General features: G+C 58.1%; 14 protein-coding genes. 5 read left to right on the forward strand and 9 right to left on the reverse strand.

The features are described from left to right. Positions 1-11: 11 nt before the first annotated feature. On the reverse strand, positions 12-590 hold the full coding sequence (locus M9Q49_RS28625; RefSeq protein ID WP_254512726.1) for a hypothetical protein: 579 nt from the start codon (positions 588-590) through the stop codon (positions 12-14). A 114-nt stretch (positions 591-704) separates the two neighbouring features. Further along, positions 705-1,739 (reverse strand): HEAT repeat domain-containing protein, encoded by a 1,035-nt coding sequence (locus M9Q49_RS28630; RefSeq protein ID WP_254512727.1) that lies wholly within the window; start codon positions 1,737-1,739, stop codon positions 705-707. Positions 1,740-1,951: 212 nt separating this feature from the next. Here M9Q49_RS28630 and M9Q49_RS28635 point away from each other — a divergent pair, with 212 nt between their 5' ends. Together M9Q49_RS28635 and M9Q49_RS28640 are read left to right on the forward strand one after the other, a co-directional pair. Next, complete coding sequence (locus M9Q49_RS28635) at positions 1,952-2,215, forward strand: hypothetical protein (RefSeq protein ID WP_254512728.1); 264 nt, start codon at positions 1,952-1,954, stop codon at positions 2,213-2,215. A 6-nt stretch (positions 2,216-2,221) separates the two neighbouring features. Continuing rightward, positions 2,222-2,539, forward strand: a complete 318-nt coding sequence (locus M9Q49_RS28640; protein ID WP_254512729.1) for a helix-turn-helix domain-containing protein — start codon at positions 2,222-2,224, stop codon at positions 2,537-2,539. 608 nt (positions 2,540-3,147) lie between these two features. Here M9Q49_RS28640 and M9Q49_RS28650 read toward each other — a convergent pair. From M9Q49_RS28650 to M9Q49_RS28675, 6 genes are all read right to left on the reverse strand, one after another. Beyond that, positions 3,148-3,630: a hypothetical protein gene (locus M9Q49_RS28650; RefSeq protein ID WP_254512730.1), complete on the reverse strand. Its 483-nt coding sequence runs from the start codon at positions 3,628-3,630 to the stop codon at positions 3,148-3,150. Between the two features lie 144 nt (positions 3,631-3,774). Beyond that, positions 3,775-5,256, reverse strand: a complete 1,482-nt coding sequence (locus tag M9Q49_RS28655; protein ID WP_254512731.1) for a DUF1501 domain-containing protein — start codon at positions 5,254-5,256, stop codon at positions 3,775-3,777. A 44-nt stretch (positions 5,257-5,300) separates the two neighbouring features. Further along, entirely contained in the window at positions 5,301-5,885 is a 585-nt protein-coding gene (locus tag M9Q49_RS28660) for a nucleotidyltransferase family protein (protein ID WP_254512732.1), read from the reverse strand. A 2-nt stretch (positions 5,886-5,887) separates the two neighbouring features. Beyond that, positions 5,888-9,001 carry a PSD1 and planctomycete cytochrome C domain-containing protein gene (locus M9Q49_RS28665; RefSeq protein WP_254512733.1) on the reverse strand — a complete coding sequence of 1,038 codons (3,114 nt, stop codon included), beginning with the start codon at positions 8,999-9,001 and terminating at the stop codon, positions 5,888-5,890. A gap of 99 nt (positions 9,002-9,100) precedes the next feature. Continuing rightward, entirely contained in the window at positions 9,101-9,697 is a 597-nt protein-coding gene (locus tag M9Q49_RS28670; protein ID WP_254512734.1) for an HNH endonuclease, read from the reverse strand. A 3-nt stretch (positions 9,698-9,700) separates the two neighbouring features. Beyond that, complete coding sequence (locus M9Q49_RS28675; protein WP_254512735.1) at positions 9,701-10,057, reverse strand: hypothetical protein; 357 nt, start codon at positions 10,055-10,057, stop codon at positions 9,701-9,703. Positions 10,058-10,397: 340 nt separating this feature from the next. On the opposite strand from M9Q49_RS28675, the gene dcd reads away from it, so the two are divergent. From dcd to M9Q49_RS28690, 3 genes are read left to right on the forward strand one after another with little or no spacing between them, the layout of a single operon-like run. Then, positions 10,398-10,976, forward strand: a complete 579-nt coding sequence (dcd, locus tag M9Q49_RS28680; RefSeq protein WP_254512736.1) for a dCTP deaminase — start codon at positions 10,398-10,400, stop codon at positions 10,974-10,976. A 29-nt stretch (positions 10,977-11,005) separates the two neighbouring features. Further along, positions 11,006-11,599, forward strand: a complete 594-nt coding sequence (locus M9Q49_RS28685; RefSeq protein WP_254512737.1) for a HEAT repeat domain-containing protein — start codon at positions 11,006-11,008, stop codon at positions 11,597-11,599. A gap of 6 nt (positions 11,600-11,605) precedes the next feature. After that, entirely contained in the window at positions 11,606-13,828 is a 2,223-nt protein-coding gene (locus tag M9Q49_RS28690; protein ID WP_254512738.1) for a transglutaminase family protein, read from the forward strand. Here the strand turns inward: M9Q49_RS28690 and M9Q49_RS28695 are convergent, their stop codons facing one another. Then, positions 13,829-14,521 carry a YiiX/YebB-like N1pC/P60 family cysteine hydrolase gene (locus M9Q49_RS28695; RefSeq protein ID WP_254512739.1) on the reverse strand — a complete coding sequence of 231 codons (693 nt, stop codon included), beginning with the start codon at positions 14,519-14,521 and terminating at the stop codon, positions 13,829-13,831. It lies immediately after the preceding gene. Positions 14,522-14,571 lie beyond the last annotated feature (50 nt).

The raw sequence follows: 14,571 nt of genomic DNA on the forward strand, positions 1-14,571 counted from the left end.
ATATGCAGTGGTTAGTCGCCGCTAATGCCTTCGATATAAGCGTGCGTCAGCCGCTCGCCGGTGTAGACCGGCACGTATACAGGCTGCAACCGTTCATAGGCCCCCGGCCTGCGCTCGCCGATGAGAAATCGGCGATTCACGACATTTTCGAACTGCACACGCTCCTTGCCGAACACCGCGATGCGATCGGCTTCGACCAGCGGGAAGAGATGAGCACTCTTTGCATGATCGGCGACATCGCAAATATCGAGCGCCGAATGAGTGCCATCCCACGATAGGCACTGCAGCACTCGCAAATCATCGAGTGTAGCCACCGTCTGGTCTTCCTCACGCTCCGCGATCCACGGCAACACTCCCTCGAGGCCTACTCGCTCGGCAAGGGACATAATCGGCTGCAAGCCGTAATCCTCCACCAGTTCCTCTCGCTCCTCATCCGGGACTTCAAAGAAGTCCATCTCTTCCAGAAATGAAATGTCCGTATGTGGAAATTGAAATAGCCGCTCGGCGAACACATACTCGTGCAACAAACGCAGCATTCGTTCGGGATCGCCATCGAACTCGCGAAGATAGGTCCAACCGGTTGCGCCCATTGGGTGATTCCAAGAGATCGTTCAGTAGCTGCTAATCGTTGGCAGCAACCTAATGCATTCCCAATGAAGATTCACCCTCTGACAGCCCTGGGCGCAGTCCCGAAGCGTCCGATGTTATTCGCAGCCGGGCGGTTCGGCTGGATAGCCGGCGGGAAATTGCTTCGCCTTTTCGCCCGTGAGTCTATAGAGGGCGATGGCAGCCTGCGCTTGAATCGCAACTTGCTCATCGTCGAGCAGTTTCCGCAGCGGATCTGCCAGCGTTGCAACCTTCATCCCACCGATAGATAGAATCGCGTTGCAGCGGACACCGAGCGATTCGCGTGTGTCGGCTGCCACTTCGAGTAACTGCGGCGCCGTCTTGGCGTCGCGAATTTCGCCTAAGACGAGCGCTCCCCACAACCGCACGCCCTCAGTTTCGTCCTTGAGTGTCGCGACGAGCTCGGCTGGAGCCTCTTTCAAACGCAAAAAGCGAAAGGCCACCACACCCGACTCGCGGGTCTTGGCGTCGCTGCTCGCCAATCGATCGTAAAACGGTTTGAGGAGCGCGGTGTCCTGCGTCACTTGATAAAGCGCCTGCAGTCGCACGTCGGCCAATTGTTCGCCGTCCTGCGGCTCGGCGGGTTTGAGGTTGCGCAGTTCTTTTTCCACCGCTGGTTTCAGCGCCGGAAACCGCGCGGCTAGATCGGCGAGCGCAAAAGTCGCTTGCCGCCGAGCGCTGGTGCGGAACGCAATGCAGCCGCGAACGCAATCGCTGGTCTTGTCATTGGCCGCAGCGTGAGCCAACGGCGCGAGCGATTTTTCAGTCCCATGCGTTCCCAGCAGGCTGGCCGCCTCGCCCCGCAGACCCGAGTCCTCTTCATTGGCCAGCACGTCCCCAAAGAACAAATCCGCCTCGGCTGCCGGCAGCCGAGCGGCGGTGGCAACTCCCTTTGCCCGCACCTCAACACTCGGGTCCTTCATCCATCGCTGCAGCACTTTCCGCTGCTCCGGCCCCGGCCGCGCCGCCGCAAACTGCTGCTGAAAGTCCGCCACGACAGCCGCCTGCCGCTGCCCCTCCTCCGCGCTCTGCGGCTTGGCAATCGCCCAACTCGCCGCTGCCCAGAGGATTAAGAAAGTAGCTGCTCTACTCGTAGTGTCGATTAGTCGCATAGCCGTGCCCTATATTCGTGCGTTACCTCTCTGACGAACCATCGAGCTGATTGTTTCAGGGGTAATTCTGAAAATATCCTAAAGCGCGTCGTGGAGCACAATTGATCTTCAATGGCCGAAGGCTCAAATGACGAATAGTCAATTGACTATTACCGTAGCACCGGTAAAATAAACGCAGCGAAAGGCCCCACATCCTGCCACGGTTGGGCTGTATGGATTTTCAAAGCATCATTTGGGACGAAGACGACGATCCCTTAGGCAATGTGCAGCATGTTGCCGAGCACGATCTAACGATTGACGATGTTGAATTTGCGCTGACACAGCCTGATACCGAGGGCACAAGCCGCTCCAGTGGTTTGCCGGCCATTTGGGGTTACGCTGAAGACGGCAGATACATCATCGTCGTATACGAACAGGTCGATGCCGAGACAATTCGTGTGGTAACCGCGTACGAGGTTCCCGAACCTGGGAGGTGACAAACGATGGAACGCAAAAAACTAACTCGCAAAACTCGCACATCCCCCGTGACATCGGAGGAATTCGCACGCGACGAGCAAGTGCGCCAAAAGATCCAGGGCGAATTTCCGCCTGTCGAATCAGCGTCACAGGTATCGGGAGGGCTCAGCGAATTCCTCAAGCAGGCGATTCAATCGAGCGACAAATCGGTTTATCAGATCTGCAAAGATGCCGGCGTTTCGCAAATCGTGGTTTCACGCTTCCTCTCGGGCGAGCGCGATATCCGCCTCGCCACGGCGGATCGATTGGCGAAAGCTTTGGGATTGACGGTGGCGAAACCCTAGTGAGTCTCTTTTGAAAGTCGACTTCGAAATCGCTGTCGGAATTTTGAGCTGCCCACTCGCGGTTGCGCCCACCCATTTTAGTGGCAATAAGATGCAATATTTTCGGAGCGATATCACTGCCACTTTGCGCCCTTAAGTCTTGTTTCGCAAAGACTTGCAGAGAAATCGATTTTCTGCGCGACCTGTTATAATCTGGGGGCACGAAAGGGGGTGGCAGGGCGAGAGAGCCTGGTGCGTTCCACGCCTAGTTCTCGCTGCGATGCGAAAGGCTTTTCTTGCCAAGCATTCGCAATTAGTTTTTATTTTCCGCCGACTTCGGACCAAAGTTGTCAATGGCTGCGCGTCTACTATTCGTAAATCGATGCGATCTTTGACAATTGAACCTGGAAACTTTCTGGGCTAAACGTGCGTTGCGGAAACAGGGCGGCAGTTATGCCAAAATCTCTTTCACCAACTTCCCTTCCACGTCCGTCAGCCGGAAGTCGCAGTCCTGAAAACGATAGGTGAGGCATTCGTGGTAGACGCCGGGGCAGTGGAGGATGGTGACGTTGAGGACAGCTAGATGGTGAAGGGCCGCCTAGAATGGGCCTGATCATCTTCTTATTCTCTCAATAGCCCTTCTCGTCAACCTTAGTAATCACGACCGTAACGCGAGCAGCCGGTCGTCCGAGATGTTGTGGCAGCTTATGCCCCATACCTTTTGGCGAGACGTGCGTGGCACCCGAGGCAACACCGGGCTCATCGCTGGATGTTGCGTAGATGCAGTATGCAGGTGCCGAATACACCACCTTGTTCTCTACGTCGAACGCTTTAATGTCCGCATATATCGCGCGCACTGGCCTCTTTCCTGTATTCTTCCAGTCAACATGAACCTCATGTGTTTTGAAGCCAGTGGCGGCCTGAAAGGGTTCCAAACGACTCCTAATAATTTCAGCCGACAATGTACCTCTGGAGCTCTTGACCTTCCGTGCAGAAGAATTTCCGGTCGCCTTGACCTTTTTGTTCGAGCTATTCACCTCCCCACAACCTAGAACCATTGCGAACCCAACCGCAAAGAAACTAGCCACGGCCGCCGATCGTAAAATATTCATGAACTTGAACCCGTTTCATCGTGTCGCTCATAATCGTGCCGACTCCGGAACACCCACATAACACGTGCCTATATCTAGCCGTAAGCGACACTCTCACGACGAATGAATGGCCTACGGCAATTCGCGGTAGTTGCATGTTTAACTTCACACCAAAATCTCTTTCACCAACTTCCCTTCCACGTCCGTCAAGCGAAAATCTCGTCCCTGAAAACGATACGTCAGGCGTTCGTGTTGAATGCCCATGCAGTGGAGGATGGTGGCGTTGAGGTCGTGGATGTGGACCGGTTTTTCGGTGACGTTGTAGCTGAAGTCGTCGGTCTCGCCGTGGACGATGCCCGGCTTGATGCCGCCGCCGGCCATCCACATGGTGAAGCAGCGAGGGTGGTGGTCGCGGCCGTAGTTGTCCTTGGTGAGCGTGCCTTGGCTGTAGACCGTGCGGCCGAATTCGCCGCCCCAGACGACGAGCGTGTCTTCGAGCATGCCGCGCTGCTTGAGGTCTTTGACGAGGGCCGCGGCGGGTTGGTCCATGGCTTTGCTGAGGTTGGGAATTTGACCCGGCAGGTTGCCGTGATGATCCCAGCCGCGGAGAAAGACCTGCGTGAACCGCACACCGCGCTCGGCGAGGCGGCGAGCGAGGAGGCAGTTGTAAGCGAAGGTCCCCGGCGTCTTCACCTCGGGGCCGTACATGTCGAGCGTCTCGGCTGACTCCTTCGAGATATCGACGAGGTCCGGCACGCTGCTCTGCATGCGGAACGCCATTTCGTACTGCGCGATGCGACTGGTAATTTCAGGATCGCCGACCTGTTCCTGCTTTTTCTGATTCAATTCAGCGAGGCCATCGAGCATGGTGCGGCGCGTCTCGGCAGACACGCCCGGCGGATTGGAGAGATACAGCACCGGATCGCCGCTGCTGCGGAGCGCGACCCCGGCATGCTTCGTCGGCAAGAAGCCAGCGCCCCACAAGCGCGAAAACAAAGCCTGCGTTTGCGAGCCCGCCGCGATCCGCGAATGAAGCACGACATACGCGGGCAAATCTTGATTCACACTGCCAATGCCGTAGCTGGCCCATGCCCCCATGCTCGGCCGGCCGGGAATCTGGCTGCCCGTTTGAATGTAGGTGATGGCCGGGTCGTGATTGATGGCTTCGGTGTTCATCGTCTTGATGATCGCGAGGTCATCAACGATGCCAGCTAGGTTCGGCAGGAGTTCGCTCACCCACGCGCCGTGCTTCCCATGCTGGGCAAACTTGAACTTGGTCGGTGCGCAGGGAAAGCGGGCCTGGCCGCTGGTCATCGTGGTGATGCGCTGGCCGTTGCGAATGCTCTCGGGCAGATCCTTGTCGAAATACTCCGTTAGCTTCGGCTTGTGATCCCACAAGTCGAGCTGCGAAGGACCATCGGCCATGAACAGCCAAATGACACGCTTGGCCTTAGGCGGATGATGCAGGGCTTTGAGTTCGCCAAGCGTGGCGAGCGGATCTGCCGACGCTTGTGCTGTAGCTGTATCCGCGGCGAAGAGCTGCGGGTTGGTCAACGAAGCGAGCGCCGCAGTGCCGACGCCGGCGGCCATGCGGCCGAAGAAGTAGCGGCGTGTTTCGGCTTGCAAGTGTTGTTCGATGGGGTTCATGGCTATTTTTCGATAATATGAAAGCGATTGATTGCCAAGCAGGACTAACCACTAGGATCGTCGAGGAGTGTTTGAAGCCGCTGGCCGATTTCTGTAGGGAATCGCGCGACCCAGGTTTGATCAATGAGGCCGACGTCGATGAGGTCGAGCACATGAACCTGGTCCTTGCGACGGTTGGACGTGAGTTTCATCCTCACAAGTGATTCCAGGTTAAGAACAGAGTATCCCTTGTATTCATCGACTTCATCCACATTCGGCGTCGCCAACAGGTACTCAGGCCGGACGCGTTCCGCGGCGAAAATGACGTGCACTGCATCGCGCGCTTTGGCATCGGGTCCATCGAGGAACATGTCGATGCTCGCGGCATGACGATAAACAAATCCTGCGTTTTCGAGCGCAGTTTTTGCTAGTGGTAAGTCTTCTCGCCGGATCAAAATGTCAACATCCTGAGTATTCCGCACTGCGGCTTCGTCAACACGCGACACCCAGGCGGCAACCGCATTGCCACCGATGATGGCATATGGAACCTGGTGTTGATTCAAGGCCGCCGTTGCGCGGAGTAATCGTTCGCGGACTTTTTCCACGGCACGTACCATCCGATCGAGAGAGAATTCACCAAGATCAACCACGACTATTCCTTCGTCATCGTTTCATCCAAGTTCAAAATCAAATTGCAAACCATCGCGTACGCTGCGAGGTTCTCGACGGCTAAATCCTTGTCGCGCGGGGCGAGGCCGACGGCGAGGAGTTTTTCGGCGGCGGGTTTGTCGGCGGTGAAAGTGGCTTCGTTCTTTTGGAAGACGCGCACGAGGACTGCTGTTTCATCGGCAGCCGGTTCGCGGCCGGTGGCGAGGCGGAAGGCATAGGCCAGTCGCTTTTCGGGGGTGTCGCCGCCTTCCTTGATGATTCGCTGCGCGAGCATCCGTGCGGCTTCGACGTATTGCTGATCGTTCATCAGCAGCAGGGCTTGCAGCGGCGTGTTGGTGCGAGCGCGGCGCACGACGCAAGCTTCGCGCGAGGGCGCGTCAAGCGTTTGCAAAGCGGCCGGCGGCGCGGTTCGCTTCCAAAAGGTGTAGATGCTGCGGCGATAAGTCGCGTCGCCGCCGTCCATCTTGTAGTTCTGCGTGTTGCTTCCTTGAAAGCTGATTGCTTCCCAAATGCCGTCGGGTTGATACGGACGCACGCCGCGGCCGCCGGATTTTTCGATCAACAGGCCGGAAGTGTTAAGGGCCGAGTCGCGAATGGCTTCGGCGTCGAGCCTGAACCGCGGACCGCGGGCGAGCAGAACGTTGTCGCCATCGCGCTTGAGTAGCTCGGGCGTGACCTTCGAAGATTGCTGATAGGTGCTGCTCATCACAATCAGCTTTTGCAACCGTTTCACGTCCCAGCCGCTATCGATGAACTCGCGCGACAGCCAGTCGAGCAACTCGGGATGACTCGGAGCTTGTCCTTGCGAGCCGAAGTCTTCGGCGGTCTTCACGAGACCGGTGCCGAAGTATTGTTGCCAGAAGCGATTGACCGTCACGCGGGCCACGAGCGGATGTTGCGGATCGGTCAGCCAGCGCGCGAGACCGAGTCGATTGGCCGGCGCATCGGCAGCCATCGGCGGCAGAACCGCGGGAGTGCCTGGCGTGACCTTTTCACCCTTCTTGTCGTACGCGCCGCGGATGAGGATGAACGTGTCGCGCGGGCTCGGCATGTCGGCCATCACGAGCGAGGCGGGAATCGCGTTGTCGGTGTCTTTGCGTTCCTGCTCCGCCTTGTCGACTTCTTTCTGCAATGGCAGCAGAATCTCTTTGGTCTTGGAGTAAACGTTCTTCAGAAAATGGTCGCGGATCGTTTTCTTTTGCGCGTCGTTCCGTTTGTCTTCGGCAACTTTTAGCGCATCCTGCACGGGCTTCGGCAGCGACGACTTCTTCTGCGTCTTTTCATACGCTTGCCAAACGGCCAGCGATTCAAAACCTTGGCCGTCTTGCGGAGTGCTCGTCAGAATGCCAGCCGTATCCCAATGCACGGTGCCGCCGAACTGCGTGAAGGCCCAGCCGTTGATCACCGCGCCGGCTTTCAGGCCGACGTGGGCCGCATCCACTTCGAGCCGGACCCATTCGCCGATGGCCGGCAGATCGCCGAGGCGACGATGGCCTGGCGAATCACCGCTGCCGAAGGGAATCGCATCGTCGCCCCAAAAGGCCCGATGCTCCCATTGGCCGTCGTTCCACTGCAGCATGACGGTCTTCGGCGGATCAAGCGGATCGAGATAGACGTAGGCAAACAGCTTGTCCCCGTCGCCCACCTTGAGACCAGGACTCGCATCCGTGAAAAAGTGCTGACTCTGGCCGGGAGCCTTGCGAGTGTTCGATTTGTCGCCGCGATGGACCGGGCCGTCCTTCTTCTCGACAAACTTCCAAGGCGTGTCTCCCTGGAGCTTCGCGCCGGCCGGCGTGCCGTCGTCAATCCAGACATATTCCTTTGGCTCGATCGTCTTCTCGGCCGCAGCGCCATCCGGAGTCGGATCGGTGTATTCGATCGTCGCGACCTTCTCGTCCATCTGCTTGCGCAGTTCGGCGACGCGCTTTTCGATGTCGGCGAGCTTCGTCAGTTGATCTGGCCCGGCCACTTTCATGATCGGCGCGGGCAGCAGGGCGTTGCCGTCCATGGCTGCATCGGCGGCAGAGTTGAAGAACGCATAGAGTTGATAAAACTCCTTTTGCGTCACGGGATCAAACTTGTGGTTGTGACAAACGGCACAGCCGAGCGTGAGGCCGAGGAAGACCGTGCTCATCGTCTCGGTTCGATCGACGGCGTAGCGCGCGAGGACCTCGTCGTTGATCGAACCACCTTCGCTGGTCGTCACGTTGCAGCGGTTGAAACCGCTGGCGATCTTTTGATCGAGCGTTGAATTCGGAATGAGATCGCCGGCGATCTGCCAAGTGGTGAATTGATCGTAGGGAAGGTTGTCGTTGAACGAGCGCACGACCCAATCGCGATACGGCCAGAGACTGCGCTCGTTGTCAAAGTGTAAGCCGTGCGTATCGCCGTAGCGGGCCGCGTCGAGCCAATAGCGGGCCATGTGCTCGCCGTAGCGAGGCGACTTCAGCAGGCGATCGACGAGCACTTCGCAAGCATTCGGCGCGGTGTCTTTGGCGAAGGCTTCGATCTCGGCGATCGTGGGCGGCAAGCCGGTGAGGTCGAATGTCAGGCGGCGAATCAGCGTGATCTTGTCGGCAGCCGCGGCAGGCGACAGTCCTTCTTTATCCAGCCGAGCAAGAATGAAATTGTCGATTGGGTTTTTCACGCTGGCTTGCGTCTTCACCTGCGGCAGTTCAGGCCGGACCGGCGTGACGAACGACCAATGGCCTTGGTACTTGGCCCCTTGATCGATCCAGCGCTTGATGAGTTCGATCTGCTGCGGCGAAACGGTCTTGCCCGAGTCCGGCGGCGGCATTCGCTCGCTGGCATCGGTCGCCGTCAGCCGTTTGATGATTTCGCTCTCGGCGTGCTTGCCAGGAACGATGGCCGCAGCGCCCGATTCGAGTTTCTGTAGCGCCCCTTCCTGCGTATCGAGCCGCAAGCCGGCTTCCCGCTTGGCCGCATCGAAGCCGTGGCACTTAAAGCAGGTGTCGGAAAGAATCGGCCTGATGTCGCGATTGAAATCAACCGGCGGATCGGCGGCTGAAACAACCGACACGCTCAGCGCGATGCCAACGACAACGTGAAAGACTGCGCACAGAAACTTCTGCAGCATGATGCAATCCCGCAGGTGGGAAGTAAGGCGGGTGAAAGGAAAGCGGACCTTTTAATTACAACACACGGGTGGGGCAGAGTCTAGCGCGGAAAATCTGGCTCAATAGAGCGACGGCAGCTCACCTCGCTCGCGCTGCACGAGGTAAGACTGCTCGATTCCGCTCGGTTTGCCGTTTCCACTCGGTGGCTTGAGCAAGCGGAGGTCTGGAAGGTCGGCTGGAAAGCCCATGAGTTGAAGGTGTAACTGCGGGTTACATTCCCTCGCCATCGCAATAATCTCGAGCCATAAGCGACGAAAGTGGATCATCTCCGAACTATTGAGGCGCAGTTGGGCGATCAGTCGCAGGCATTCCGAATCTGCGGTTATCAGCTCTCCGTGTGCGGCAATCGCAACGTTGCAAGCCAACAGATGATGAGTGGGATTGCCAACGGCTAGCGAACCCTTGATCAAATTGCAGCGCGAACAAGCGTACAAAAGATTGTCGTAAGACAGTTGCTGCAGGGGAAACTGGCTCACCGGCAGGAAGTGATCGATATGCAGACTCGCTACCACATCCCACTGCTCTCGGCGGAGGCAATAAACGCAGCGAAAACAGAACCCATCGCGGAGCCACGGGAGAAAGCTCGATACATCGAGATAGCCTCGAGGTTGATGGCGACGGACATGCGCGGCGGCTGGATATTCAAATGGCTCCATGCGTCACGGCTGCGAATTTCCAATAGCCCCGCGTAAGCGTTCATGGATCGCCCGTGCTTCAGCAAGTGGCAGCGGCGCAACACGGCGCAAATATTCGTCAATCTCGTGTTGCAGCTGCTGCAGTTCCCGCTGCTCATTAGCAGAAATGGTTCCGGCGATGTCCTTGTCGATCAGTGCAAACCGCCTCGCGTTTTTAGCTTCGTCCCAAGTGCCATTCGAGGCTGTGCCAGGAACAGTTGCAAACTGCTCCTCCGCGACGATGACGTAGACCTTGTGGTTGCGCGGATTTTCGACCCGCAACGGGATATTTCCGTTCCGTTCCAGTTCCTGAGAAAGCTCGTCCGAAAGTCGGGCAATCATGCGAGTGGTTCAACCATCAATTCAAATATCGAGGCACCATTTGATTACAACACACGGGTGGGGCAGAGTCTAGCGCGAAAAAGTCGTCTGCCAGGTCGTTCGCAAAGTAGCTGAATTCGCCAGAATTCTGATGGTCACTACTAGCTGCAGGCTCTGAATTCTGGCGAATTCAGCTACAGTTCGAATCTTGCTTTGCGCGCCGCCGTGCGGCGACCATCCTTTCCCAAGCCACACACTGCTACTAGAATGCACCGGCCTCGTCTCGATTGGCATGTCTCTTGGGACACGTCTTCAGGGGCAACTGCTCCTGTTCCGCACCGCAGCCGCTATTGGGTGAACCATGATCCTCTCCGGTGACGAGATCCGCCGACGCCTCGGACAGGACATCAACATCGATCCGTTCGAGCCCGAGCGGCTCAACCCCAACAGCTACAACCTGACGCTGCACGACGAGCTCATCACGTACGAAGAAGTCGTCCTCGACATGGCCCAGCCGAACCGCACGCGGCGGCTGCGGATTCCCAAGGATGGCATCGTCCTCGCGCCGCAGAAGTTGTATCTTGGCCGGACTGTCGAACGGACCGAAACGCACAACTGCGTCCCCATGATCGAAGGTCGTAGCTCGATCGGCCGGCTCGGCCTGTTTGTGCATGTGACGGCGGGCTTTGGCGACGTCGGCTTTTGTGGCTATTGGACGCTCGAAATGTTCGCCGTGCAGCCGATCCGCATTTATCCCGGCGTGCCGATCTGCCAGATCTTTTATCACGAGATCGCCGGCACTTACAGCGAATACAACAGCGACAAATATCAGCACAATCGCGACATTCAGCCGAGCCTGCTCTATCGCGAATTGAACCCCGGCAGCGACCGCCGCGATCCGCAGCTGACCCTCTCGTTTGGCAACGACGGCGCGCAGTAACGCCGGCTGTCGCTCGCGGAGATTCATCGATGCCCAAGCTCTTCGTTGCGCTGGCCTTTGTTCTCTGCGCCGCCAACTCTTTCGCGCAAGTCCCGACGGTTCTCGGCAAGACGGCCGATGACTGGCATTTGCGGCTCGCCATGGGCGATGGTCAGGATCGCCACCTTGCGGCATGGGCTTTGGCTCAATCTGGCAAGTCAGCCGATCGCTGGTTGCTCCATCAAACGCACCATCCCGATCCGGTCGTGCGTTATTGGCTGATTCAAGGCCTCGGCCGAAATGCTGCGAATGAGAAGACGAAGGATGGCCGTGAACCCTATTTGAAAGTATTGCGCAAGCTGCTCACCGACGAATCGCCTGCGCCCCGGCTGGCTGCTGCCGATCAACTCGCGCGACTCGGCGCCGTCGACGAAGCGATGCCGGTGCTCATCGCGGGTCTCGATGAACCTCAGGATTCCGCGGGCATGCAAGCCGCTGCCACGCTCGCTGCGTTAGGGAAGCAAGCCGCGCCGGCCCAAGCTAAACTACAAACGGCCGCCGCGAATGGTGGTGAATATGTCAAACGCCTCGCCAACCGAGCGCTGCAAAATCTGGGTGTGCCCAGCAAAAATCTCGAGGAATGATTTTCCATGCCTTCTCCCCGCTCCACGTTTCTCGCGTTGCTGTTGATCGGGGTTGGCTGGCTGAGTTCTGTTCTCCAGGCAGAAGAAAAGTTCACCGTCGAGCAGCTCGCGAAGAATGCCCGTCAGTCGATCGTGGTCATTTCCATCTCCGGTCGCGACGGCGGTCAGCAAGGGATGGGGACCGGCTTCGTCATCGATAAGACGGGCTTGATCGCGACCAATCTGCACGTCATCGGCGAAGCGCGGCCGATCAAGATTCAAACAGCCGACGGCAAGAGCTTGCAAGTCACTGCCATTCACGCCACCGATCGCGCTCGCGATCTCGCCATCCTGCGCGTGGCCGAAAAAGATCTCGCCGCGCTGCCGCTCGGTGATTCCGACAAGCTCGAGCAAGGTCAGCCGATCGTGCTGCTCGGCAATCCACAGGGTTTGAAACACAGCGTGGTTGCGGGTGTCGTCTCCGGCACGCGCGAGGTCGAAGACCGCACGCTCATTCAGCTCGCCGTGCCTGTCGAACCGGGTAACAGCGGTGGCCCGGTGCTCGATATGCAAGGCCGAGTGCAAGGCGTGATGACGATGAAATCGGCAGTGACCGAAAACCTGGGCTTTGCTGTCAGCGCGAATGATCTGCAACCGCTTCTCGACAAACCGAACCCCGTGCCGATCGAGCGCTGGCTGACCATTGGCACACTCGACAACAAAGAATGGACCACGCTTTTCGGCAGCCTGTGGCAACAGCGGGGCGGCCGAATTCTTGTAAGTGGACTCGGACAAGGCTTTGGTGGACGCAGTTTGTGCCTCGCGAGTGCGACGCCACCGGAGTTACCGTACGAAGTCGCAGTCAGCGTGCTGCTCGACGACGAAGCGGGCGCCGCCGGTCTCGTTTTTCACGCTGACGGCGGCGATCGGCACTACGGCTTTTATCCCAGCAACGGCAAGCTGCGACTCAGTCGCTTCGAAGGGGCCGATGTCTTCAGTTGGAAAGTACTGCTCGAAAAGCCAATCGATTCTTACAAGCCGGGCGAATGGAATCGTCTGCGCGTGCGAATTGAAAAGGACAAGTTCCGCTGCTACGTCAACGACGAGCTCGTCATCGAATCGACCGACGATGCCTTCACCAAAGGCAAGGTCGGCCTCGCCAAGTTTCGCCAAACGGCAGCTCAGTTCCGCCGTTTCGAAGTCGCCCGCGAAACTGTCAGCAAACAGGCCGATGAAAAACTGGCGTTGGAATTGAATGCGGCGATCGAAAGACTACCCCAGCTCGCGGAAGTGAAAGCGGAGCAACTTTCGCCACTCGAAAAACAAGCGGGCCTTAGCAGTGATCTCCTTCGTCAGCGCGCGAAAGAACTCGATCAACGAGCCACGGATCTCCGGCGTCTCGCTGCCGACGTGCGGGCGGCCAGCGTTTGCCAGCAACTCGCGAAAGTTGCCGGGCCAGAAGTAAAGGAAGTCAATCTCGTCCGCGGCGCGCTCCTGGTCGCCACGCTCGACGAAGAGGACATCGACATCGAAGCCTACGTCCGTCAGCTCGATCGCATTGCCGGTGAAGTGCGGGCTTCGCTGAAAAAAGACGCCAGCGATGCCGACAAGCTCGCCGCGCTGAACAAGCTGCTGTTCGATGAACTCGGTTTTCACGGCAGCCGTAGCGACTACTACAACGCGGCCAACAGCTATCTCAACCGCGTGCTCGACGACCGCGAAGGGCTGCCGATCACGCTGTCGCTCGTCTACATGGAGCTCGCCCGTCGCCTCGACTTGAAAGTCGTCGGCGTTGGTTTGCCGGGGCATTTTGTAGTTCGTCACGAACCGACCAAGGGGGACAAGCAGCTGCTCGATGTTTTCGATGGCGGCAAGCCACTCAGCGACAAAGAGGCTGCGAAGATCGTCCTCGATAACACCGGCGAACCAATCCAGCCGCAACATCTCAAGACAGTCACCGAGCGGCAGATGCTCCTGCGGATGTTGCAAAACCTCCTCGGTGTCGCGCAGGGCAAAAAGGATCGCGAAGCCACGCTCCGCTACCTGCAAGCGCTCATCACGCTTGAACCCGAACTGCCGCGCGAGCGCGGCTTGCAGGCGATGCTCCGTTTCGAAACCGGCCGCAAGCAAGCCGCCATCACCGGCCTTGATTGGTTCCTGCAAACCAAACCGGAAGGGATCGATCTGGAGCAAATCGAAAAGATGCAGCAATTCTTCCGCGACAACAAAGCCGAACGCATCGTGCCGTAGTTAGTAACCGTATGAGAACACAGTCTCCAACTGCTCCGCCCGCGATAGATCGCGCGGCGTGATCATCTGCCGATCGAGCGGCGGTGGCGCTTTCTCGATTCGTTCGATCAGTTTTTCATAGGGATTCCATTTCAACTCACCCAGCGCGATGAGCTGGCCTAACTGTTCTCCGTCGGTCGCATCCTGATACGCCAGGTAAATCAGCTCCGAACAATAAATGGCCGCTCGGTCGTCATCGAGTCGATAACGGATGTCATATGGCCGGCCGCGCAGTGAGCGCACACTGGCGAGCATTTTCGGCACGTGAGGTTGCTCATCAGCCTTCAAACGCTTGACGAGAAATGCTCGATCGCGCCCCCGCGCGACGAAATCGCCCAAGGGCGTCGGCCCCACCGGTGCGTATGCTTCATACACTACCCACCGGCCGTTCTCCCGCGCAACAATTCCGCAATGCGACAACGGCGACCGCGTGCCACCCTCAATCGCGTTCACCAGCGGCGAACGCGGCAGCGATTGAAAAATGACGTCCCCTTCCTGCGGCTGGTAGCTCGCTAAAGCCCACAGCGCCGGCCCGAACGTGAATCCCCAAATCGTTCCGGCGACGACCACAAACACAACCAGCACGATCGCCGACCAGAGCAACTCCCGCCGGCTATTCCGCCCACCGTGCGATCGTCGAATCATCTCGTTCATCGCGCAAACCTCCCGCCGTAAGATCCCCAATTCCCATTCGTTCTCCAGGC

It is taken from the genome of Anatilimnocola floriformis (genome assembly GCF_024256385.1).
GTDB classification, from domain to species: Bacteria; Planctomycetota; Planctomycetia; order Pirellulales; family Pirellulaceae; genus Anatilimnocola; species Anatilimnocola floriformis.

Bases quoted from the DNA above. Each gene is read 5' to 3' on its own strand.
- M9Q49_RS28625 (WP_254512726.1), bottom strand. From the start codon at position 590: ATGGGCGCAACCGGTTGGACCTATCTTCGCGAGTTCGATGGCGATCCC.
- M9Q49_RS28630 (WP_254512727.1), bottom strand. From the start codon at position 1,739: ATGCGACTAATCGACACTACGAGTAGAGCAGCTACTTTCTTAATCCTC.
- M9Q49_RS28635 (WP_254512728.1), top strand. From the start codon at position 1,952: ATGGATTTTCAAAGCATCATTTGGGACGAAGACGACGATCCCTTAGGC.
- M9Q49_RS28640 (WP_254512729.1), top strand. From the start codon at position 2,222: ATGGAACGCAAAAAACTAACTCGCAAAACTCGCACATCCCCCGTGACA.
- M9Q49_RS28650 (WP_254512730.1), bottom strand. From the start codon at position 3,630: ATGAATATTTTACGATCGGCGGCCGTGGCTAGTTTCTTTGCGGTTGGG.
- M9Q49_RS28655 (WP_254512731.1), bottom strand. From the start codon at position 5,256: ATGAACCCCATCGAACAACACTTGCAAGCCGAAACACGCCGCTACTTC.
- M9Q49_RS28665 (WP_254512733.1), bottom strand. From the start codon at position 9,001: ATGCTGCAGAAGTTTCTGTGCGCAGTCTTTCACGTTGTCGTTGGCATC.
- M9Q49_RS28670 (WP_254512734.1), bottom strand. From the start codon at position 9,697: ATGGAGCCATTTGAATATCCAGCCGCCGCGCATGTCCGTCGCCATCAA.
- M9Q49_RS28675 (WP_254512735.1), bottom strand. From the start codon at position 10,057: ATGATTGCCCGACTTTCGGACGAGCTTTCTCAGGAACTGGAACGGAAC.
- dcd (WP_254512736.1), top strand. From the start codon at position 10,398: ATGATCCTCTCCGGTGACGAGATCCGCCGACGCCTCGGACAGGACATC.
- M9Q49_RS28685 (WP_254512737.1), top strand. From the start codon at position 11,006: ATGCCCAAGCTCTTCGTTGCGCTGGCCTTTGTTCTCTGCGCCGCCAAC.
- M9Q49_RS28690 (WP_254512738.1), top strand. From the start codon at position 11,606: ATGCCTTCTCCCCGCTCCACGTTTCTCGCGTTGCTGTTGATCGGGGTT.
- M9Q49_RS28695 (WP_254512739.1), bottom strand. From the start codon at position 14,521: ATGAACGAGATGATTCGACGATCGCACGGTGGGCGGAATAGCCGGCGG.